This is a genomic window from Shewanella putrefaciens, from assembly GCF_016406325.1.
In the GTDB taxonomy this organism is placed as follows: Bacteria; Pseudomonadota; Gammaproteobacteria; order Enterobacterales; family Shewanellaceae; genus Shewanella; species Shewanella putrefaciens.
The window spans coordinates 101,520-124,426 of the sequence record NZ_CP066370.1; the positions used below are offsets into that span (position 1 = coordinate 101,520).

Annotated in this window: 18 protein-coding genes; 7 read left to right on the forward strand and 11 right to left on the reverse strand. The window is 47.0% G+C overall.

The genetic code is table 11. The features are described 5' to 3' along the window. The first annotated feature begins 26 nt into the window (after nt 1-26). Nucleotides 27-173 carry a hypothetical protein gene (locus JEZ96_RS00445; RefSeq protein WP_011787504.1) on the forward strand — a complete coding sequence of 49 codons (147 nt, stop codon included), beginning with the start codon at nt 27-29 and terminating at the stop codon, nt 171-173. A 20-nt stretch (nt 174-193) separates the two neighbouring features. Here JEZ96_RS00445 and JEZ96_RS00450 read toward each other — a convergent pair whose 3' ends face one another. Together JEZ96_RS00450 and JEZ96_RS00455 are read right to left on the reverse strand one after the other, a co-directional pair. Beyond that, on the reverse strand, nt 194-1,144 hold the full coding sequence (locus JEZ96_RS00450; protein WP_061782919.1) for a YeiH family protein: 951 nt from the start codon (nt 1,142-1,144) through the stop codon (nt 194-196). Nucleotides 1,145-1,431: 287 nt separating this feature from the next. Beyond that, the gene (locus JEZ96_RS00455) at nt 1,432-1,995 is read right to left on the reverse strand and encodes an aldolase/citrate lyase/malate synthase family protein (protein ID WP_025008321.1); all 564 of its coding nucleotides are present in this window, start codon (nt 1,993-1,995) and stop codon (nt 1,432-1,434) included. Between the two features lie 253 nt (nt 1,996-2,248). On the opposite strand from JEZ96_RS00455, the gene JEZ96_RS00460 reads away from it, so the two are divergent. From JEZ96_RS00460 to JEZ96_RS00475, 4 genes are all read left to right on the forward strand, one after another. Further along, complete coding sequence (locus JEZ96_RS00460) at nt 2,249-3,778, forward strand: DUF3612 domain-containing protein (RefSeq protein WP_061782920.1); 1,530 nt, start codon at nt 2,249-2,251, stop codon at nt 3,776-3,778. 367 nt (nt 3,779-4,145) lie between these two features. After that, nucleotides 4,146-5,048 carry a homocysteine S-methyltransferase family protein gene (locus JEZ96_RS00465; protein WP_061782921.1) on the forward strand — a complete coding sequence of 301 codons (903 nt, stop codon included), beginning with the start codon at nt 4,146-4,148 and terminating at the stop codon, nt 5,046-5,048. Nucleotides 5,049-5,057: 9 nt separating this feature from the next. After that, nucleotides 5,058-6,455 carry a basic amino acid/polyamine antiporter gene (locus JEZ96_RS00470; protein ID WP_025008322.1) on the forward strand — a complete coding sequence of 466 codons (1,398 nt, stop codon included), beginning with the start codon at nt 5,058-5,060 and terminating at the stop codon, nt 6,453-6,455. Nucleotides 6,456-6,706: 251 nt separating this feature from the next. Beyond that, nucleotides 6,707-8,866 carry a TonB-dependent siderophore receptor gene (locus JEZ96_RS00475; RefSeq protein ID WP_061782935.1) on the forward strand — a complete coding sequence of 720 codons (2,160 nt, stop codon included), beginning with the start codon at nt 6,707-6,709 and terminating at the stop codon, nt 8,864-8,866. Nucleotides 8,867-9,004: 138 nt separating this feature from the next. Here JEZ96_RS00475 and cyoE read toward each other — a convergent pair whose 3' ends face one another. The 6 genes from cyoE to JEZ96_RS00505 form a co-directional block, all read right to left on the reverse strand. Continuing rightward, the gene (cyoE, locus tag JEZ96_RS00480; protein ID WP_025008324.1) at nt 9,005-9,952 is read right to left on the reverse strand and encodes a heme o synthase; all 948 of its coding nucleotides are present in this window, start codon (nt 9,950-9,952) and stop codon (nt 9,005-9,007) included. 13 nt (nt 9,953-9,965) lie between these two features. Beyond that, on the reverse strand, nt 9,966-10,307 hold the full coding sequence (gene cyoD / locus JEZ96_RS00485) for a cytochrome o ubiquinol oxidase subunit IV (RefSeq protein ID WP_011787512.1): 342 nt from the start codon (nt 10,305-10,307) through the stop codon (nt 9,966-9,968). Continuing rightward, nucleotides 10,307-10,927, reverse strand: a complete 621-nt coding sequence (cyoC, locus tag JEZ96_RS00490; protein ID WP_006079490.1) for a cytochrome o ubiquinol oxidase subunit III — start codon at nt 10,925-10,927, stop codon at nt 10,307-10,309. The genes cyoD and cyoC overlap by 1 nt, the downstream gene beginning before the upstream one ends. A gap of 1 nt (nt 10,928) precedes the next feature. Then, the gene (cyoB, locus tag JEZ96_RS00495) at nt 10,929-12,908 is read right to left on the reverse strand and encodes a cytochrome o ubiquinol oxidase subunit I (RefSeq protein ID WP_128090205.1); all 1,980 of its coding nucleotides are present in this window, start codon (nt 12,906-12,908) and stop codon (nt 10,929-10,931) included. 2 nt (nt 12,909-12,910) lie between these two features. After that, nucleotides 12,911-13,954 (reverse strand): ubiquinol oxidase subunit II, encoded by a 1,044-nt coding sequence (cyoA, locus tag JEZ96_RS00500; protein WP_025008325.1) that lies wholly within the window; start codon nt 13,952-13,954, stop codon nt 12,911-12,913. 189 nt (nt 13,955-14,143) lie between these two features. Continuing rightward, on the reverse strand, nt 14,144-14,533 hold the full coding sequence (locus tag JEZ96_RS00505; protein WP_025008326.1) for a hypothetical protein: 390 nt from the start codon (nt 14,531-14,533) through the stop codon (nt 14,144-14,146). 400 nt (nt 14,534-14,933) lie between these two features. On the opposite strand from JEZ96_RS00505, the gene JEZ96_RS00510 reads away from it, so the two are divergent. Beyond that, entirely contained in the window at nt 14,934-18,584 is a 3,651-nt protein-coding gene (locus JEZ96_RS00510; RefSeq protein WP_128090204.1) for an EAL domain-containing protein, read from the forward strand. Nucleotides 18,585-18,662: 78 nt separating this feature from the next. Next, nucleotides 18,663-19,139 (forward strand): hypothetical protein, encoded by a 477-nt coding sequence (locus JEZ96_RS00515; protein WP_025008328.1) that lies wholly within the window; start codon nt 18,663-18,665, stop codon nt 19,137-19,139. A 65-nt stretch (nt 19,140-19,204) separates the two neighbouring features. On the opposite strand, the gene JEZ96_RS00520 is transcribed toward JEZ96_RS00515, so the two are convergent. The 3 genes from JEZ96_RS00520 to JEZ96_RS00530 all read right to left on the reverse strand — a co-directional run bounded on the left by JEZ96_RS00520 (nt 19,205) and on the right by JEZ96_RS00530 (nt 22,905). Continuing rightward, nucleotides 19,205-20,713, reverse strand: coding sequence for a DUF3300 domain-containing protein (locus tag JEZ96_RS00520; protein ID WP_061782924.1), 1,509 nt, complete (start codon nt 20,711-20,713; stop codon nt 19,205-19,207). Between the two features lie 139 nt (nt 20,714-20,852). Then, the gene (locus tag JEZ96_RS00525; protein ID WP_014609564.1) at nt 20,853-22,217 is read right to left on the reverse strand and encodes an ATP-binding protein; all 1,365 of its coding nucleotides are present in this window, start codon (nt 22,215-22,217) and stop codon (nt 20,853-20,855) included. Continuing rightward, nucleotides 22,210-22,905: a response regulator transcription factor gene (locus JEZ96_RS00530; protein WP_014609565.1), complete on the reverse strand. Its 696-nt coding sequence runs from the start codon at nt 22,903-22,905 to the stop codon at nt 22,210-22,212. Before JEZ96_RS00530 ends, JEZ96_RS00525 begins: the two co-directional genes overlap by 8 nt. Nucleotides 22,906-22,907: the final 2 nt, after the last annotated feature.

Below are 22,907 nucleotides of genomic sequence, written 5' to 3' on the forward strand. Positions count from 1 at the left end.
TCCCCTAAGTTTGTAGGAAGATGCCATTGAAAAACTGGCTGATTATCGTGTTTTGCCTGATTGCCTTGGTCGCTTCGACGCAAACCACTGGACTCGTGCGCTCACTTATCGAATTCTCCGCCTTCGTTGGCGTCCTCTACTGGGCTTGGCGCATAAAACCTACAGCAGAGTAAGTTGTTGAACTAACTCTTACTTATTGAAAATACAGTATATACACTAAAGACGTTATGCCAATTGCTGCCCATAGCATCACCCCAAGTAACAAAGGTTTGGGGCCACTTGCCCGCATTTTTTGTACGGTAATTCCTGCTCCAATCAAAAACAAACACAGCACTAATGTTCGTTTCGATACCATAAATAAGGTGTCATAAATGGCATGGAATTGCGGTAACCAATGTGCCACAGCAATGGCTAAGCAATAAAAACCGATAAAATACGGCAGGCTAAGTTTGCGCTTATCGCCCCCAAACAGCATAGCACTGGCTAATGCGATTGGGATAATCCACAGGGCGCGAGCGAGTTTAATCGTCGTTGCAGTTTTTAAGGCCTCATCACCGTAGGCCGAAGCTGCGCCAACAACCGATGAGGTATCGTGGATGGCAATTGCGCTCCACACACCAAAATCGTATTGGCTCATGTTGAGCAAGTGACCCAGTGCGGGGAATAAAAACAGCGCGACTGAGTTCAGCACAAACACACAGGCTAACGCCGTTGCGGTTTGATCGTTGCGCGCATTGATGGCCGGCGCCACTGCGGCAATAGCGCTGCCACCGCAAATAGCGGTACCAGAGGCAATTAAATGGCCTGTAATCTGATCAAATTTCAGCGCACGGGTGAGCAGAAAACCAAGGCTGAGGGTAAAAAAGATTGAGCCTACAATCAGGCCAAAGTTGTGGGTGCTCGCTTCTATCGCCGCGTTTAAGTTAATCCCAAACCCTAAGCCGATGATCGAATAAGACAGGAGTTTTTTGGTGAGCGCGGCGATATCCCATTGCACTGGTACCCAGCCAAGGCTGGCTAAGGTAAAACCTAACACTAGCGCCATAGGGGATGAGATAAAAGGCGTAAGACAGAATAAGCCTACACAGATGAAAATAATGCTATGGCGCTTGTTAAATTGGTGTGATGTCGAGAATAAATTCATAACGCCTTAGGGGGAGCGATACTGTCTGATCATGCTCACTATAAATCTTCACGCTAAGTAACTGATATTAAATTACTCTCAGTTTCAATTAATTATGGCGGCAGATGTTTGGGAGCATTATAGCGGTGAGTATTCGCTTCAATAAAATCAATTAAACTTATCTTGCTAGTCAGTTTTATTGACTTAAAGAGGGAGGCGTAGGAGCAAAGAGGTAAATCAGAGGAGATGAACATAACTCAGTTCATCTCCTCTACTAGATTGTAACTGCTAGATTATAAAGAATGATTTTATAAATTTACTATACTTTTCAAACTGTAATCGCTGCCATCTTTGGCTGTGAATTGCTTCTCTAGCGTGTCGTTGGCGCTGGACATTCCTGCGTGCAACAGACTTAGCCAATGGCGTGATGCGGCTGAGCGTGATTCTGGTGTTCCTGCCACCATATTTAATGGTGTCTCGATTTGGATATCCTCCAGATTAGCCACATCTCTGGTGCCTATCATGCCATTGCGATCGAAACTGAGCTCAACATGGCAACCTTGATCCTGTAACACTACGGCGCTGGGTGAGTCTTTCGTTCCACCAAAGGCGACAAATTGTTTTGGCTGACGTAAACCACTGTGACTGCCATCGACAAAAAATGCTAAGAGATGTTGGTAGTAGACGACATAGCTACTGACATCTTGATGTGAGCCAGAGTTGAGCGGAAACACTCGGTCAAGAAACTGTTTTGCGTTGGCGATCTTCTCGTGTTCTGCAACATTCACTTGGGCCACGGCAAATACTTCTTCTGCGATGAGACTGTTTAGATTCGATTGGATCTGGTTGCTCTTGATAATTGACATATTCATCGCTCGTTCCTCTCACTCTTTCAATTTAAACATTTAGGGTTTTGATTTAACTTTTGGCCTATCGAAGTTTGTCTTCAATTTAGTTTGTCCACTTTGAGTACTTGCCCACTTCAAGTGTGAGTGGTTAAGCATTTCTTACATCGGAATGGCTTAGCTTGTTCGCATTAGCCTTTCCTTGATTGCTTGATTTGTAGTCTAGTCTTTTTTTGACTACAATTTCACAATAAAAATTTTACAATGTGAATTTTACAAAATGCGCAATGACCAGAGCTTAATGAGAAAATCACACTTCCTCGGGACGAAAATACGTAACCTACGGAAACGTAATAACTTAACGATGGAAGATTTGTCTGCTCGTTGTATTAGAGTCGATGCGGGTAGTGCGCCTTCTGTGTCATATTTGTCGATGATCGAACGCGGAAAGCGTGTGCCAAGTGCTGCCATGTTGGCTGTCATTGCCGCAGTTTTTCAAAAAGAGGTTGATTGGTTCCTTGATGATGCGCCTGAAGAAAGCGCCATTACGCCAGACAAAGGCCGCCGAGGTGGTATTAGTGGTATGGCGCTCGAACCCAGCTTTTTGTTTTCAAATGATATTTTGCAAATTGCAATTCCTGAGATGCTGTCACAAACGGGGATATCTGGTCGGCAGTTTGCCCATTTACTGATCCGTGCCCATCAGGAACATCACCAAAACCATTTTCCCGATCTTGAGCGGGCTGCCGAAGAGGTTGGTCTTAAGCGTATGCCATTGTCATTGGAGGACATGCTGGATATTGCTAAAGGAATGGGGCTTAAAATCAAATGGATAGATAGTGCTCCACAGGAGGTGATTGATGAAGTGGGCGGAAGTTCACGCCAATTAGTGACTTCCTATATCGAGCCGCCTAGTACCATTTACGTCAATAAAGTGCTTAAAAATCGCCCCAGTCGGCTCAAGTATGATCTCGCCGTCCATATAGGTCATTGTGTGTTGCACAATAAGGACGGCTTAAAGAGCGTAATGATTTCCGGTCGCAAATTGGAGGTTGATGAAGAGGTCGGAATGCAGTCCAATACCCTTAATGCGCAGGATATTTTGCATGCGTGGCGCGACTTTGAATCGAGCTTTTTCGCGGGTGCACTATTGTGCCCTAAAGTGCCTTATCGCCAATTGCTCGACCGCCACGGTTATGAGATTGAAGTACATAAGCAACTACAAGTGTCAGCTTCGGTTGCCATGCGGCGCATGACAGTCGTTTCTCCTTATCCCCATTGGCATTATTTCGACGCTTACGCACCAGGAAAACTAAAAGCGGTTTACCGTGGCAATGGTATTCCATTGCCTTGGGGCAATATGCGTTTAGTGGAAGACCCCTGCCAGCATTGGGCAGTATTTAGGATGATCAGCGAGCCGACGGTGGGCACTTCGGCACAGATTTCAATTTTGAATGTCGGCAATGAGCCACGAATTTACTGCTGTGAGTCGATTAAGGTCGAAGATTCGGCGGGTAATCCCCATGTGCTCTGCGCCGGCATTGATTTAAATCCGGCAATTGAAGCCCAAGGTAAGGATGCTTTATCTATTGCCCACGATTTAAAGGATGCCTGCGTTGCCAGCGGTGGTTCAGTTAAGATCCCCAAACACATTAAAAGTGATTTAGTCAGCGTTGCTAAGATCTTAAATATCAATTGGATTGAGCGTGGGATTATAAATGATGCCCGCTTAATTTGCTCTCGCGGCGCAGTGTGTCCTCGCCAACCCAGTTGCTATCAAACTGGCAAGTCCCAGTGTGGTGAGGATTAATTTAAGATCGTTTTTGCTAAGCCCAATCATATCGCAATACACGCTTTTCAGTGTGGCATTGAAATTATGCTTTCTCCTATTGCTTAAATTTATAGGGAGCTAAGGCTTACTATTTCCATCATTAATCAGATTAAAACCTTTCACGATAAATCGACTAAATAGTTATTTCATTTAATAACAATACCTTACTGATTTGTCTGTTTTGTTTAGATCCATTTGTAGCAATACCAATTGCACTAGCATTCGCATTCCTTTAATTTATATAGCCATCTAAACATCTAGGTGTTTTTACGGCTATTGAGGTTTTTATTGTAATAATCAGTACCTTGGTAGATGACGTTGTACAAAAAAGGGAGAGATTACGCTGATGAAGAAGCAGGCATTGTGGGTACTGGATGGTGGCATGGGACGCGAGCTGGCACGGCGAGGGGCGCCATTTCGCCAACCTGAATGGTCGGCGCTGGCGCTGATGGAAGCACCACAGACGGTGCGCGAAGTGCATCAGGCCTATGTGGCGAGCGGTGCCCGTGTCATCACCACCAACAGTTATGCCCTGGTGCCGTTTCATATCGGTGCCGAGCGATTTGCCGCCGAAGGGGAAGCGCTGGCCGCGCTGGCTGGCCAGCTGGCCCGTGAGGTTGCCAATGAGCAACTGGGCTCGGTGCAGGTCGCAGGATCCTTGCCGCCGCTGTTTGGCTCCTACCGCGCCGACCTGTTCGAGGCGGACAGAGTGGGCGAGCTGGCCACACCGCTCATTCGGGCGCTGACGCCCCATGTGGACATCTGGCTGGCCGAAACCATGAGCCTGATTGCCGAGCCGCTGGCCCTCAAGGCGCTGTTGCCACAGGATGGCAAGCCGTTCTGGGTTTCCTTCACCCTGGAAGATGAAGCGCCGGGCTGCGAGCCTGCGCTTCGTTCCGGTGAGCGGGTGGCGGATGCCGTCACCGCACTGGCATCGGCCGGGGTGGACGCCATCCTGTTCAACTGTTGTCAGCCCGAGGTGATCGAGGCCGCGCTGACGGTGGCCGGTGACAGCTTGCAGGCGCTGGGTCGAGGGGATATTCGCCTCGGCGCCTATGCCAATGCGTTTCCTCCCCAGCCCAAGGAGGCGACCGCCAACGACGGGCTGGACGAGATCCGCGCCGATCTTGGGCCGCTGGATTATCTCGGCTGGGCCGAGCGCTGGCGCGCCGTGGGGGCCTCTCTCATCGGCGGCTGCTGCGGCATAGGCCCCGAGCATATTCAGGCACTGGCCAGCCGGCTGCGCTAAGGAGAACACATGAAAGAGAGCAAAATAGGCCTCTGGTCCCTCACTGCGCTGGTGTTCAGCTCCATGGTGGGGGCGGGCATCTTCAGCTTGCCCCAGAACATGGCCGAGGTGGCCGGTGCCCGCGCCGTGCTGATCGGCTGGGGCGTGACCGGGGTAGGTATACTGGCACTCGCCGCGAGTTTTCTCTACCTGTCGCGGCTAAGACCGGATCTCGATGGCGGCATTTACAGCTATGCCCGCGCAGGTTTTGGCGATCTGGTGGGTTTTTTCTCCGCCTGGGGCTACTGGCTGTGCGCCACCATAGGTGTGGTGGGTTACCTGGTGATCGCGTTCGCCGCCCTTGGCAGCTTCGTCGATACCCCTGAACAGATTTGGTTTGGCGATGGCAATACCCTGGCGGCCTTTATCGGCGAGTCCTGCATCCTCTGGGCCGTGCATCTGCTGGTGGCCCGTGGCGTGCAACAGGCCGCTCTGTTCAATCTGGTGGCAACCCTGGCCAAGAGCCTGCCGCTGCTGCTGTTCATCCTGTTCGCCTGCTACTGGTTTGACCCTGTGACCTTTGCGGCGGATCAGGGGGGCAGCACGCTTGCTGTGCCGGTCTCCGAGCAGGTGCGCAACACCATGTTGATCACCCTCTGGGTCTTTACCGGCATCGAAGGGGCAGCCGTCTTGTCGGCCCGTGCGAGGAACAAGCGGGACGTGGGCACGGCCACAGTGCTCGGGGTAGTGCTGGCGTTGCTGCTTTATGTGCTCATCTCGGTACTGGCGCTGGGGATATTGAGTCGCCCCGAGCTCGCTGCCCTGCCCAATCCCTCCATGGCGGGGCTGATGGCCCAGATGACAGGCTCCTGGGGCAAGGTGCTGATCAGTGTCGGCCTCATCGTCTCTGTACTCGCTTCTTACGTGAGCTGGACCCTGTTCTCGGCCGAGGTGCCCTACAGCGCTGCCCGCTACGGTGCCTTCCCAGCCATCTTCCGACGCCAGAATCGCAACGGCACCCCCATAGCGTCGCTGTGGCTCACCAGCCTGACGGTGCAGGGCTGCCTGCTGCTGGTGTGGCTGCTCGGCAAGGGGTATACCAACCTGCTGCTCATCTCCACCTCCATGATACTGGTGCCCTATCTGCTGATCGGCCTGTTCCTGCTCAAGCTTTCCTTGAGTGGTGAGGGCAATGGCCTGATGCGGACAGTGGCACTGGTGTCGAGCGGTTATGGCCTCTGGCTGCTCTATGCCGCCGGTGTGGAATACCTGCTGCTCTCCTTGCTGCTCTACGGGCCGGGCCTGCTGCTGTTTCTCTACAGTCGCCGACAGCTTGGAGACCATCAGCGGCTCAGTGGTCGCGAGCGACTGCTGGCCGGGATAACTCTGGTGAGCCTCATTCCCGCACTCTGGTCATTTGGTTTTTGAATGACAATGGATGGCGATGAGATATTAATCGTCATCTTTTGGGTTTTTTAGCGATAAATGATTGTGGATACCTCACGGATCCCTTGTTCTTATTTATCCTAAATGAATCTTCAATCCTTAATATCTCCCATCATGCTTTAACGGCTACTGAATCGTGGCAGGTTTGTTATCTATATCACATAAAATACAAATGAAAACTATTCGTAATAGTGTTACCGTATGCGTATCCTAAAGACACTACTGAAATGACTATGCGCTTCAATCTACTTCCTCTCGCTACAGCTATTACTTTGGCGTTAAATCCTCTGTCCGTTTTGGCTGAGGAGCAATCTTCTACAGAAACAAAAGATCAGAATATCGAAAAAATTACTGTGATGGGTAAATATACCGTCAGTAGAACCATTGACACTGCCACAGGTTTGGGGCTGTCACTGCAGGAAACTCCGCAGTCTGTCAGCATTATGACGGCTGAGCGGATTCAAGATCAGGCACTCAATACCGTTGTCGATGTTGTTAACAATACCGTAGGTTTATCTTCCTCTAAAACAGATAACGTCCGAAATGGTTTTATGGCTCGTGGTTTTGAGGTGCAGAATTACCAGATAGACGGTGTGCCATTGTCTTGGAGTTTAGGCGGTGATGCGGGTGAGACAGTATCTGATATTTCCTTATATGAACGCGTTGAAGTCGTTCGTGGTGCCACAGGATTATTGACGGGTGCAGGAGATCCTTCCGCGTCTATTAACCTCGTACGAAAGCATGCCGATAGTGCTGAACTTAAGGGCTATGTCGATGTTGCTACGGGTAGCTGGGATAAAAAACAAGTTACTGCGGATGTTTCCAATGGCCTTAACGACAGTGGCAGTGTGCGTGGTCGTATGGTGGCTAAATATGTCAATAGCGATTCCTATCAGGATCTTTATCAAGATCGTAAGACCATTCTTTATGGTGTAGTGGATTCAGACATCACTGAAAACACTATGCTGCGCGTCGGCGGTAGTTACAATAACAATAACCCCAAAGGAGCGATGTGGGGCGCCTTACCCGCAATGTTCAGCGATGGTTCTGCGACAGATTGGGATGTTTCTGCCACAACGGCCGCAGACTGGAGTCGTTGGGAAACCACCAACATCAACTATTTTGCTAATTTGAATCATTATTTCAGTAATGGTTGGCAATTGGTGGCGAACTATAATCGCATGGAATACGAAACTACCACCAAAATGATCTATATGTCCGGTTTGCTGGATAAAGAAACCGGTGCAGGATTAACTGGTCAGCGTTATCACAGCCATGGTGAAAGTAACTCCGATAATTTTGATTTCCAATTGAAAGGGGATTACCAGCTCTTTAACCGTGAGCATCAATTTGTGGCAGGGGCTTTGTACAGCAAACAGAAATCCTATGCTGATACCTATGAGCCTATCCGTGAAGACATGACGGGTTGGGACTCAAAGGTGGTTGAAAACTTTTATGATTGGCGCAGTAACACCTTCGATGAGCCGCAGTGGTCAACGAACGCTAATCGTCAGTTAAATATGGATACTGAACAGAAAGGTTTCTACGCGGCAACTCGGCTGACGATTACAGATGATTTTAAAATCATTGCTGGTGGTCGTATTTCTAGCTGGAATCGTGAAGGGGTCAGCTATGGTACTAGCACTAATTTTGGTGATGATGGTGTATTTGTACCTTATGTTGGCGCACTGTATGACATTAACGAAGAGCATCGGGTTTACGCCAGTTATACTGAAATATTTAATCCGCAGAATGTGACTAATGCCTACGGAGAATATATAGATCCCTTAAAAGGCAAAGCCTATGAAGTGGGTTTGAAGAGCGCTTATTTGGACGATCGTCTACATACTACAGTAGCGCTGTTCAAAATTGATCAGGACAATCTGGCAACGCCAGATGGAACTGTCACCATTGACGGCAAACCAGTGACTAATTACAAGGCTGCTCAAGGTACTGAAAGTACTGGCTTTGAGTTAGAAGTTGTGGGTGAATTTATTGATGGCTGGAATATTTCGGCTGGCTATTCTCAATTCACCGCTGAAGATGCCGAAGGCAGTAAAGTGGAGACCACGAGCCCTCGTAAACAGTTTAAACTCTTTACTACCTATCAGTTTGTTGACCATTTACCTGAGTTGACCGTGGGTGGTGGTGTTAACTGGCAGAGCGACAGTTACTCGCAGAGCGGTGGCGTTGTCATTGAGCAGGAGGCATATTCGCTTGTTAACCTGATGGCTCGTTATAATCTAGCGGAAAATATGGATCTGCAACTGAACCTCGAAAACCTGCTGGATGAAAAATACTATGCCTATATGTCAGCTTCTGGACTTTCATACAGCATATATCACTATGGTACCCCTAGAAATGTAACTGTTAGTTTTAACTATCGTTTCTAAGGTTTACTTGCTGCAAACTGGTGGTCACCTAAGGTTGACCACCAGCCCTCATTTTTACCCATTTGCAATTAGCTAACATTAAGATTTATGGTAAGAGTTAGCCTCACCAATCATTTTTATGAGTACGACTTTACTGGGCTACTTTACTAAGGTGAATAGGTTTGTTTGACCTATGGCTTGCTCCTTTATCACTTGAGAATCCAGCGCCATGGTTATGCTAAGCGCCATGATAGTGATAATTGAAAAACCAAACACTTGGCGAGCCCAGCGTTGGATATCGACGCCGTGGCGATAACCTTTTAATGCCATGGCAAGCCACCACAGGCTGGTGGCGCAGGTGACCGCCATAAAGGCGATACCTGTGTAACCCGCGAGTGGCAACAGTGCACTGACTAAGGCGAACACGGCAATATACAGCACGATATGCAGTTTTGCCTTGGTCATGCCTTCTGCAACCGGCAGCACTGGAATATTGGCGGCCGCATAGTCATTAAAACGGAAAATCGCGATGGCATAGGAATGTGGCATCTGCCATAGACTGAACATCAACAGCAAAATAGCCGCGCCCATGTCCATTTGCCCTGTCACGCTGCAATAGCCAACTACGGGCGGTACTGCGCCCGAGAAGCTGCCAACCAAAGTGCCATACACTGAGTTACGTTTCATGTAGAGGCTATAAACTCCCACATAAACAATGTAACCAATAACGGCAAATAGCAGGGCTAATGCATTGGTAAACAAGGCTAAGATGCTAAAGCCCAACACGCCTAAGGCGAGTCCAAACGCGAGTACGTTACCCACGGCAATTTCGCCCGTGACGGTCACGCGTTTGCAGGTTCGCTGCATCTTGGCGTCGATATCACGGTCAATACAGTTATTGACAGCGCAGCCCGAGGCTACAACCAAGGACAATCCCACTAAGCTCGCCAGCATCAAGACCAGATTTACGTCGCCTTTGGCGGCTAATAAAAAACCGCCAGCAACGGAAATCAGATTCCCGAAAATGATGCCAGGCTTAGTAACCTGCACATACCCTTTGAAGCGAGCTTTCCATTGCGGTGACATAAATCTGTCTTGTATTTGCATAGACTGTTTCTCGTTACATCATCAAAGCGTTGGCTTCGAGTATGATCCATACCGACAGGCCGACTACCATGACAATAATCAGGGCGGTAAACAGGAAGGAGAAGGTATTTACTTTGCCTTCTTTCGAGAAATCTAAGTGCAAGAAGTACTTAAGATGTACCACTATCTGCACTATCGCCATCACTAGCACTAAGCTAAGGGTGGTCGCTTTCTCGAAGTGATGGGTCATTACCGCCCAAAACGGAATGGCGGTTAATACCACTGACAGCACAAAGCCCATTAGATATGACTTAATGCTCGCGGCCAGATCGTCAGTGCCATGGCTAGGCTTATCAGTATGACTATGTGCGCTCATTAAAGTGCTCCTAATAAATACACGACTGTGAATACACAAATCCATACGATGTCGAGGAAATGCCAAAACAAGCTTAAGCAGCTCAGGCGAGTGATGCTGCGGTTGCCTAAACCGGTTTTCGCCACTTCAATCATCATGATCGCCATCCAAATCAGACCTGCGGTTACGTGCAAACCATGCATACCGACAAGGGTGAAGAAGGACGACAGGAAAGCGCTACGTTGTGGGCCATTGCCGTGTTCAATCAGGTGATGGAATTCATAGACTTCCATCCCGATAAACACACATCCGAGGGCGAAGGTGACGAGTAACCAAGCCAAGGTCGCGGCTTTGTTGTGGCGCTTAGCAAAAATCAGCGCCATGCCATAGGTAATACTACTAACGAGCAGGGCGGCAGTTTCAATCAGCACAAAGTCCAATTCGAAAATGTCTTTACCCGAAACGCCACCGTCCGTGTTCATGTAGAGCACAGCATAGGTTGCGAAAACCGAGGCAAACAAAATGCAGTCGGTCATCAGGTAAATCCAAAAGCCAAACAGAGTGTTGCCACTCGTATCATGGTGCTCGTGGTGATCTTCTGCGTGAGCTACTTCTAAATCTGCTGGGATTGCAATACTCATATCAGCCCCTTACTACATTGTTTAAGTGGGCATTTTCAATGCGAGCCACTTCATCGGGTTGCACGTAATAGTCGACGTCATTGTTATAGGCACGGAATAAGAACACGATAAACGTGCCCACTAAGCCCACAATGGCTAACCACAGGATGTGCCAAATAGCGGCAAAACCAGCGGCAGTGATCCCCAGCGCCATTAAGATACCGCTTGGGGTATTTTTCGGCATATGGATAGCTTGGTAGTGTTTTTGACGTTGATAAGCCACGCCTTTTTCTTTCGCATCGGTAAAGGCATCAATATCAGCAACCTGTGGCAGCTTAGCGAAGTTATAGAACTGCGGTGGAGAAGCGGTTGACCACTCTAAAGTATGACCATTCCATGGATCGCCTGTGGTGTCGCGGTTTTGGTCGCGGTCACGGATACTCACATACAGTTGGATAAACTGCAGAATGATACCGACCATGATGATGCAAGCGCCCACAGCGGCTAAGTAGATCCACAGGTTCCATGCTGGGTTATCCGTATGGCTAATTCGGCGCGTCATACCCATAAAGCCCAATACGTACAGCGGCATAAAGGCTACATAGAAACCGATTTGCCAACACCAGAATGACGCTTTACCTAAACGTTCATTCAAGTGGAAACCTGTCGCTTTAGGGAACCAGTAAGCAAAGCCTGCTAAGTAACCAAATACAGCACCACCAATAATAGTGTTATGGAAATGCGCGATTAAAAACAAACTGTTATGTAGAACGTAATCGGCACCCGGTAAGGCTAGTAACACACCTGTCATACCGCCTATGGTGAAAGTCACCATAAAGCCTAGCGTCCATAACACAGGTACCGTTAACCTTAGGCGGCCACGGTAGATAGTGAACAACCAGTTAAACAGTTTCACCCCGGTTGGAACGGCAATCACCATAGTCATCACCCCGAAGAAGGCGTTGACGTTGGCACTTGAGCCCATAGTGAAGAAGTGATGTAACCAAACGATGAAACCTAAAATTGAAATCGCACCGCTCGCCCACACCATAGAGGTGTAACCGAACAAACGCTTAGCCGTAAAGGTTGAGATCACCTCGGAGAAAATACCAAAAGCAGGCAAAATCAGGATGTAAACTTCAGGATGTCCCCACGCCCAAAATAGGTTGATATACATCATGGCGTTACCGCCACCGTCATTGGTGAAAAAGTGGAAATCCATATAACGGTCGAGCGTTAACATGGCTAACACGGCGGTTAAGATAGGGAATGACGCGACGATCAAAATGTTCGCCCAAGTACAAGTCCAAGTGAAGATTGGCATTTGCATCAGCTTCATGCCTGGGGCACGCATCTTCAGTACGGTGGCGATAAAGTTCACCCCGGTTAAGGTCGTCCCTATGCCCGAAATCTGCAGTGCCCAGATATAGTAATCGACCCCAACCCCCGGACTGTAAGCCAGCTCTGAGAGTGGTGGATACGCCACCCAGCCTGTCTTAGCAAATTCACCTAAACCCAATGAAATATTGATCAGCACAGCGCCAGAGGCGGTCAGCCAGAAGCTGAGGTTATTCAAGAAGGGGAAGGCAACGTCGCGTGCGCCAATCTGCAGCGGCACTACTAAGTTCATTAGACCTATCATAAATGGCATCGCCATAAAGATAATCATGATCACGCCGTGGGCGGTGAAGATCTGGTCGTAATGTTCAGGCGGCAGATAACCTGCTGCGCCGTTGGTGGCGAGTGCTTGCTGGGTACGCATCATAATGGCATCGGAGAAGCCACGAATGAGCATCACTAAAGCCAACACTATGTACATGATACCGAGGCGTTTATGGTCAACTGAGGTTAACCAATTATTCCAGAGTAGGCTCCATTTTTTGTGTTTAGTGATCAAGGCTGTGATATACAAACCTACCACTGCGACGACCGCTAGGGTCACCATGATGATGGGCTCGTGATACGGAATCGCATCTAAGCTTAATTTACCGAGAAATGACATGATTACTCCGCCTCCACTTTATGAGTGGATGAGTGCTCTGTAGATGAAGTGTCAGAATGGGTTGAGCTTGCCGTGTCGGCCATTTTCTGTGCGTTTGGCATAGCCTGTTCGCTTGCCATATGCGCCATATCGTGGTGCATGCCAGCCATGTTGTGGTCGGCACCCATGTGTTGCATTCCTTCGTGACCTTTCATGCCCTCATGTGAGTCCATGTGCATGTATTGCATCACGATTTGGTCAAACATCCCTTTGCTGACTGAGCCAAAGTATTCAACCGGATGGTATTCACTCGGTTTAGCCAGTGTGGCGTAGGCCGCTGAGTCCAATGTCTTGCCCTGTTGTTTTAACTTGGCAACCCATGCATCGAAGTCGGCAGGTGTCTGGGTGGCAATCGCTTTAAACTTCATGCCCGCAAATCCGGCGCCGCTGTAGTTAGCTGAGATACCGTCGAAGGTGCCGGGCTCGTTAGCGATCAAATGCAACTTAGTGGTCATGCCCGCCATAGAATAAATCTGGCTGCCTAACTGAGGGATGAAAAAGGAGTTCATCGCAGTGTCAGAGGTGATCTTAAAGTTCACCGGCACATTGGCTGGGAACGCCAACTCATTGACCGATGCCACGCCTTGTTCTGGGTAAATGAATAACCATTTCCAGTCCAGCGACACCACTTCAACCGTGACGGGTTTCGCTTCATGTTCTAAAGGTTTATAGGGGTCAAGATCATGGGTCGAACCCCAAGTGATCACACCTAGCACTATCACGATCACAATCGGCACTATCCACACTACGGTTTCAATCGCCGTTGAGTGTGCCCATTTAGGCGCATAGATTTCCTGATCACGGCCATCGCGGTATTTCCACGCGAAGTACAATGTCATGGCAATCACAGGGATAACGACAATGAGCATGAGTAGGGTGGCGACGATAATCAGGTGTTTTTCATCGATACCGATTTGGCCCTTAGGGTCCAACACACCGCCATCACAACCCGCGAGCATGAGTGCTACTGCCGCGATTGCTGCTTTACTTAATTTTCGAATTAACAAAGGAAGATTCCTCTAACCCTAAGGTTTACAACGCTGCCAAGCGTTAATCGGCAGTCGCACTAAGCGGCGTTATCTGAGCGTAAATCCTGAGACCCAAGAGGCATGACACAAAAATATGCCGCCATCCCGAGGCAAATCGAAGATCCGCTTTCAGCGCTTAATGCTTAATTTGAGTTTAAAAACAGAGGGTTAAAATGGCGGAGCACGACAACCGTGGGCAGTATGTTCGAGGGATTTTAGCCTTGGGGGTGCTAAAAGGCGTGAAGTGTTAGTTAAATCAAGATGATTGAAAAATTTGAAGCAGCAGTCGATTAAATGCCATAACTGCAGAATAACGAGGGGATGGAGTAATAACAGGCCGAGCAAACTGGCGCCGATAAACTCGGCTAAAAAGCTATCACTGAATACTAGCAGTTCGCCTATATCGACATAACCACCAATCAATATTGATAAAAGATCAACGATAGGCAGAACAAACAATACCCCAAAAAACAGGATAAGGTTTGTCATGCTAAAGTTGGTGAACCTGATCATCAGATTCAATCTTTCAGCAATAAATTGGCTAAGAGCTAATTTCAATTAATGAGTCCGGTTGAACGGGAAAAAGAGTCAGTTGGCAGAACAAAAAATATTCAGCATGCAACTTTTTTATGCGACGGGAGGATACCAAGAAGCGACGAGTGAATGAAAGTAGATCACCTATCTAAGGCGACATTTATATTAAAAAAACCTTAATTAAAACCAACTTGAAACATTTTATGTTAATAATTAACCAAATATAAACCTGTTAAGGTCTCAAAAATGCGCGAAAGTGTGACATTAGGCATTCGTTGGTTGTGGTGAAGTGACTTATCCATCAGCATGACAGTGCTACACTGTTATGCCATGCGCCAAAAAATTATAGCGAGTCTGAAATCATCGGAGCAGTGCTAGCTTGAGGTTGATTTGGTTAATAGGGCATGATGCACAATAGAACAGTATGCATATCAGCATAAAGGGATTGAATATCAAATCGTTTACTCACTCTCTTAGGGTTAATTTTCTCATAACCTTAGCCTATGTCGTTGTAGGGAAAATAGGTTTAATGATTGCCTTACCGCCTGGATATTCGGCGGCAATTTGGCCTGCGGCAGGGATAGCCATTGCCGCTTGTATTTTATGGAAAGAGTACACTCCTTGGATTGGGGTTTTTATTGGATCTTTTCTCATTAATGCCAATATGGGAGGATTTGTTCACTGGAGTTGGCTACCCGTTGTTATCGCTATGGGTTCCAGCATTCAAGCAATATTAGCCGCCAAAATGATGAGTCGAATCGATCATCTTGTCACCTTAGATAGTCCTCATACTGTTATCAAATCCTGTCTGGGTCTCGCGTTAACCTGCATAGTCGCAACGGTTTGTGGCAACCTTGCTTTAGTTATCAGTGGCACTATCCCACAGTCTGACTTTCTCGAAAGCCTTGTTAATTGGTGGATGGGAGACTTACTCGGTGCGATCATTTTTATCCCATTGACTATGTTAGTGTTCGACAAACGGGATATTTGGCGATCCCGTCGTATCCAAACGGGGATACCGATGTTTGTGGGATTTTTATGTTGCGTAGGGATTTATAGCTATTCCGATATGAATCAAAGGCAGCAATTACAGGATAAATTTGAGATCCAATCGAATGCGATCATCAGCCGTATTGAAGGTTTTCAAGATGCCAATTTGCAGCGAATTATTGCATTAGCCAGTTTGTTTGATAATAGCGAGCAAGTTTCTGTCGACGAGTTTATACAGTTTGGTAAGCGTACGTTGTTACCCACGGATGGTGTCCATGCGTGGGTATGGGCACCTCTTGTTGCCGCAACAGAACAGGAAAGCTTTGAGATTGCGGCAAGTGCGGCGATCTCTGGTGCTTATAATGTGAAGCGTCCACAAAATTGGCAAGTTAATACCGATGGTTGGTTAGTGCCTGTTATGTATATACAGCCACTCGCCAACCATGAAGCCGTGTTGGGAATGGATCTAAATAGCGAGCCTATTCGGGCTGCTGCGATTGCAAAAGTCAGAACCACCCAAGCCCCTGTAATGACGGCTAAAGTCCAATTAGCGCCGGATTTCACAGGTCCTAGCGGTACTTTGTTATTTGCACCAGTGTTTGATCGCTTAGGAGAAATAGCGGGTTTTTGTACAGCCGTTATCGACTTACAACAGATCATCAATGAAGTTGAGCAAGTACAGGGATTGCAGTGGAAGCTTATTGATATGAGTGCGGGCGGGTCTTTGCTCTACTCAAATACAAACAAAGATTTCCCAATATTTTCGGACTATATATTTAGCGATAAGAATGGGCATTTTTTTCAAGCTAATCTAATGTTTGCCGATCGCCATTGGCACATAGTGCTTTACCAGTCCTATACGATGCTAATGGGCGATACCTTTAGTTTGTCGTTGCTGATGTTGCTCCTTGCCTTTACAACCTGTGCAGTTATCGGAGGTTTGACCTTAGTGTATTCCGGTGAGCACCATCGGATTGCAGAAAAAGTGCAAGAAAAAACCATGGCGCTGTCTAAAGAGATAGCACGTAGTCAGGCTTTCCAAGCCACCTTAGTTGAAAGTGAGCAGCGATATCGAAACTTGTTTGATAAAGCCCCTGTGGGGCATGTGCTGAAACAAGTGGACAATGGTCGATTTGTCGCCATTAACCAAGCCTTTACCGATATTACGGGTTACTCACTCGATGAACTTAATCAACTCGATCCTTGGGAGTTAACCCCCAAGCGCTATCAATTAAGTGAAGCTGAGCAATTAGAACGCTTAAAGCAAACTCGCCGTTATGGCCCTTATCAGAAACATTATCTACACAAGAACGGGCAATCAGTGGCAGTTCGCCTCAATGGTGCTTTGGTTACAGGTGCCAATGGTGAACAACTTGTGCTTTTTATTGTGGAGGATATTACCGAGCAGGAACGTACTGTTGCTAGAGTGAATCTGCTCGCGCAGGTATTCCAGCAGAGCGGTGAGGGCATCACGATTATAGATGCCAATGACATTATTGTGGATGTGAACACCGCGTTTTCCCAGATCACGGGTTATTCACGAGAGGACATTATTGGTAAAAACTGCCGCTTTTTAGAGGCTAAACGTACGGATAAAAGTATCGATCCTCAAGTCCGTGCAGCCCTCGAACAAACGGGATTCTGGCAGGGCGAGGTATGGGATAGACATAAAGACGGTTACGATTTCCCCAAATGGTTGATGATGTCCGTCGTGCGTGATGAATCAGGCGCAGTTAGTCATTACATTGGGAGTTTTACCGATATTAGTGAACGGAAAATGAGTGAGGAACGGATCCACTTTCTCGCTCACCATGATTCCCTAACATTGTTGCCTAACCGCCTGAGTTTACAGTCGAGTCTTGAAATTGTCTTCGGCGAAGCATTGGCCTCACAAAGCCAAATAGCGGTCATGTTTATCGATATGGATCATTTTAAAAATATTAATGACACCCTAGGACATCATGTGGGTGACCAATTATTGCTTGAAGTGGCGCGGAGATTAAAAAATATTGTTGATAATAATGACATTGTTGCGCGCTTAGGTGGGGATGAATTTGTAGTGGTATTGTCCGATACCAACCACGATGAAGTGGCGAGTTTAGCTGAAGCACTGCGTAGTGGCCTTAGCCAAACCTATATCATTGACAATAATTCTTTGCACTCTTCTCCCAGTATTGGCATTAGCCTATTTCCGACTGATGGCAATACTGTCGAAGCGTTAATGAAAAATGCGGATATGGCGATGTACCGCGCAAAAGCGGCTGGACGCAATAACTATCAATTCTTTACAGCGGCAATGAATACCTTGATTACCGAACGTCAACATATTGAAACGGGATTAAGGCAAGTACTGGCAAATGAAGAACTGCAATTACATTACCAGCCACAAATCGATATTCGTACAGGACAAGTGGTGAGTGTTGAAGCCCTAGTGCGTTGGCAGCATCCCGAGTTTGGTCTTATCTCACCAGATCGCTTTATTTCGATAGCAGAAGAAATTGACATGATTATTCCTATCGGCCAATGGGTACTTGAAACGGCGATGGCACAACTAGCCGCTTGGCGTGCCGCGGGAGCGACAAGACTTAGAATGGCGGTAAATTTATCGGCACACCAATTGCGGAAAGACACGATTGTTGCCGATATCACCAATGTTTTGCTTAAGCATCAACTTGGTAAGGGGGCGTTAGAGTTAGAAATCACCGAAAGTGTTGCTATGCAATACCCTGAGCAAAATGCACGTTTATTGGCGGAACTGCGCCAACATGGTATTGAGCTGGCTATCGATGACTTTGGTACAGGTTATTCTTCTTTATCTTATTTAAAACTTTTACCCCTAGACAGGCTCAAACTTGACCGTTCCTTTGTAAAGGATATTGAGACCGACCCTAACGATGCAGCCATTAGTGCTGCGACTATTTCTATGTCACATGAATTAGGGCTAACGGTTGTTGCTGAGGGTGTCGAAAATGAAGCACAACTCGTTTTGTTATCGAGTATGGGGTGTGATTTAGTGCAGGGATATTATTTCAGTAAACCCTTGCCAGCCGAAGAATGTTTCCGTTTTATTCAGCGTAACTTATAGCCTTGGTTGGCGCTACCTAACCATAGGCTATACTTGAGCATATAAGTTTGTGCTCGTTAATGTGCTAAGGATGGTTATATGCAAGTTATCTTCACTAAAGGAACTCAGCGTTATGGTCAGTTACGTTGTGTGCGTATGGATGGCAGTGCGACAGAAACTAAAATGCCTGAGCAGGGGATTGCACCCCACGATATGATTCACTATGTGGTTGAAAAACGGCTACAGATCCAAGGGGCCTTTTTTTCACAGGTGAAAGCCGGTGCAAATATCAGTTTTACACTTGAGCATAATCAAGCCTCCCGTGCTGTTACCAATAACGCTGAGATATGGCAAGTTGAGTCTATCGTTGAAACCTTGCAGTCCTTGCTGTGGCCGGGTGATACGCCGACCTACGACGAGTTTATTTATCTGTTAGAGCAGGCTAGCAGCAGCCGTAAGCTGGCGCTCCCCCAAATTAGCGAAGTGGATTTTGATCATATTCTTAACGAAATTATGGATCTGACAGTCGAATGGCAAGGCTTAGGTGAAGGCCAGTCGCTAACCTTAAAGTTTTAACCTAAAAGCACGTTTTATCGTGCTTTTAGGCTTAGGGCTATGGCCGACTAATTTGGCCATTCATATTACTCTCTATTACGGCGTTCTTGGCTTTGGGTCGATCTGCCTTTATTTTGATCTACAGCGCGAGTCGCCTGCATATTCTGGTTTTGGCGTGGTTCACTCTGCCTCACTTTAACTTCCTCACGTTGTCTTGGCACCGATTGTCTCGGTTGTTCCATGCGTTGTGGTTCAGACCGTTTAATCTCTTGGCGTGGGGATTCCACTCTTGGTGTTATAGCCCGTGAGTTTTCCTGTCGTTGTGGCTGCGATCTTTGCTGATCAAGATTACGGGGTTGTGACTCCCTAGTTTGGTATTGTTTTTGTTGTATATTCTTGTTGGCCTGCATTTGTTTTGCTTGGGCATCACTGCGCTCCCTTTGAGTATGCACAGGATCACTACGTCCCTTAGTCGCGGGCATTTGTTCCGCATTGGCTGAGCGCCGCTCTTTTAACTCTGCCTTAGTATTCTGATAAGTTGGAGCGCGGTTATCACGCTCGCGATTGTTGTAATTGTGAGTCTCTTTATTATTCCAGTCCTTATTGTCTTGGCGATTATGTCGTAAATCTTGGTTAGACTTTGAATATTGGCTGGTAGCGTGCTGAGCACTGCCGCTGGAGTGTGAATCGCGGCCACGATACTTGCTATCGGCATAGTAGCGTTGCTTAACAACAGGATTATGATAAACCACTCCACGTCTATGTTCTGGCTTATGTTTCCATGGTTGTGCACCGTGGCTAACACTGTATCTTTCCCGTGGGCGGTAGTGATGTGAATGCCTGTGATCTATCACTACCACTCTATGGCGATGCCAGTGGAAGGAACTGAAAAAGTAGTTAAAGGAAATATGAATACCAGGTGCCCAGTAAAAATGGCTATGGCTTGGACGGTAAGGATAGCCAGCATAACCACTAAACTCCCAGTAAACGGGTGGATAAGCCACACCCCATCGCCAAGTGCCATACACCACGCGAGGATCATAATAGGGGACGTATACAATTTCCCGCCTTACGGGTTCTATGATGATGTGATTATTGGCTCTGGTGATGGCCATATTATCCATATTAGCAAGACTATTGGCTTTATCTGCCTGTTGTCTAAGAGATTGAATACCATTCATTACTTGGCCTTCATCTTCAAGGAATGCTTCACCTAATCTTTGCGTCCAGTCGAGATCGTCACTCATTTTTTGTAATACAACGGGGAAAGCCAATAGTGCTTTTACGCTAGGATCCCAATCCTTGTCTTCAGCCTGCGACATTATCTGGTCGAGTGATAATTTAGGGCGTTGTGCTAGCCAGCGTTGTGCCTGTACGACTTCGAGTGGATAAGTCGAGGCGATAAGAATGTGCGTCAACAAGCTATCGGGGTACAGTGCGATAGGCGCTAACATTTGTTCGAGCTCGGCTTGGCTTACCGACGCGCTTGAACCTTGGCTTACGGATACGCCAGCGGCTTGAGTTGTGGGCGTGAAGGGCAGAGCAAATAATACTGCCGATAACACTAGCCAATTCCATCGATGTAATCTGTTCATGGTTCGCTCCAATAATCCTATGTGAGGATGTTATTGGCATCATAGGCGTTTGAATATGAACATAAGCTGAAAATGTTTTAAGGCTTTATAGGGAGAATTTAAAGGAGGGGATTTAATGTATCATTTTGAAACTAATAGATTAAATAGAGTGCACAAAACTCACGCTAAATTTGGCCCCACCTAAGGTTTCTGAATGCGACACTGAAATTCTGCCATTATAGCTGTCGACTAAATCTCGAACGATCGCAAGCCCTATACCATTACCTTGGCGATAGGAATCTGCTCGAATTCCACGTTCAAATATTTGATTTTTCAATGATTCACTGATTCCGGGGCCATCATCTTCTATGCAGATCTGCAGTTGATAGGCATCACCCGTTACAGTTAATTTAACAGTGGATTTTGCCGCTTTACAGGCGTTGTCGAGTAAATTGCCCAACATTTCAGTGAGGTCAGCGTCATCCCCCTTGAATACTGCTTGTTCGGCAATTTCAGAATGGAGATGGATTTGCGGCTCTTGATAAATTTTAGCCAAAGTACGCAATAGCTTAGCCGCCACCTCATCGACGCGGATCCCTAAATGCCAGGAGGCTGCTGCTGCCGTTTGAGCACGTTTCAGTTGGTGCCCAATGATTCTGCTTATCACCGACACTTGTTCACTCGAGGCTTCGCTTAAATCAGCTTGGCTTTTGATCACTGCGAGCGGTGTTTTTAGGCTATGGGCAAGATCGGCTAAGGCATTACGATAGCGTTTTCGCTGGGTTTGTTCGGTATTGAGCAGAATATTGAGTTGGCGTGCAACTGCTTGTAACTCCGTGGGGTATTGGCTACTTAACTGCATTGATTTACCTTGTTCAACCTCGTGCAGCTCTTGGGTAAAACGTGCTAGCGGGCGTAGCGTCCAGAGTAACCAACTTAACTGGAATACCAGCATGACTAACATCAGGATCAACAACCAAGTCCAAAGCTGCTGATTAAATTGGTCAATTTGCTGCTGGAATTCTTGTTCGTCTTTAATGATGTGGATGGTTACAGGTACGTTCTGATTTTGGCTGGCAAAGCTAACGCTAAAACTGTAAATCCAATGGGGCAGATCGGCGAGCTTGATTTGCTCAAATGTACTTTTGCCCATGTCGGGAATCGTAAAATATGCCGGAGGAGTGATGCCCATAAAAGATTGTGAATGCCATACAATACTTTGTTTGCCATTGAGATCTTGTGTGGTTGCTATGGCGTAGAGCCCTGATTGAATGAGATTAAAGCGATTTTCTAACACTAATTCAGGAATGGAGATCTGCGTATTTTCCACTTCTGTTACTGCGAGTATTGAGTAAACATAGGCACTGAGTTCATTTTTTGCGGCACTTTTCACTTGCTCGGTAAAGGCATCATTTAAGCCGACACCAATCAAAGGTAATAGCACTAAAATAAACAGTAGTGAACTGGCAACTAACCGAGCCTTAAGGGAGTTTATCACTTGCCATGCTAAAGAAGAGTTACTCATCTGCACTGGATTCTGGTGCTAATATTTTGAGTCGATAACCTTGTCCCCGAAGGGTTTCTATCAGATTGTATTGGTTATCTGGGTCGAGTTTTTTACGTAAGCGACGGATAAAAACTTCGATGACATTAGAGTCGAGATCAAAATCCTGATCGTAAATATGTTCAGTGAGCACAGTTTTAGATTTCACTTCACCCTGATGTAGCATTAAAAATTCGAATAGCTTGTACTCAGAGCCGCTAAGGTTGATCAATTCATCCCCTTTACGGATTTCTAAACTGCTGGTGTTGAGGCTAAAAGGGCCGTTATAAACCAATGGGCTGGCCTTACCTGCCGAACGACGGATTAAGGCTTTTAGTCGCGCAACCAGCTCTTGGGGATGGAAAGGTTTAGTGAGGTAGTCATCTGCCCCAGCATCGAGTCCTTCCACTTTATCTTGCCAACTGTCCCTTGCCGTTAAAATAAGGATGGGAAAATCGCGCTCTTTTTGACGGACGCTGCGAATTAAACTGATGCCATCGAGTTTAGGTAAACCTACATCGATAATTGCAGCATCATAGTTACATTCGAGTGCTTGAAATAATCCTTCTTCGCCATCGCTTGCAACATCAATGCTGTAATGGGCATCAAGCAGATGCTGTTTTAAGTTAGTTTGTAGCTCTAGATCATCCTCGACTAATAGCAAGCGCATGG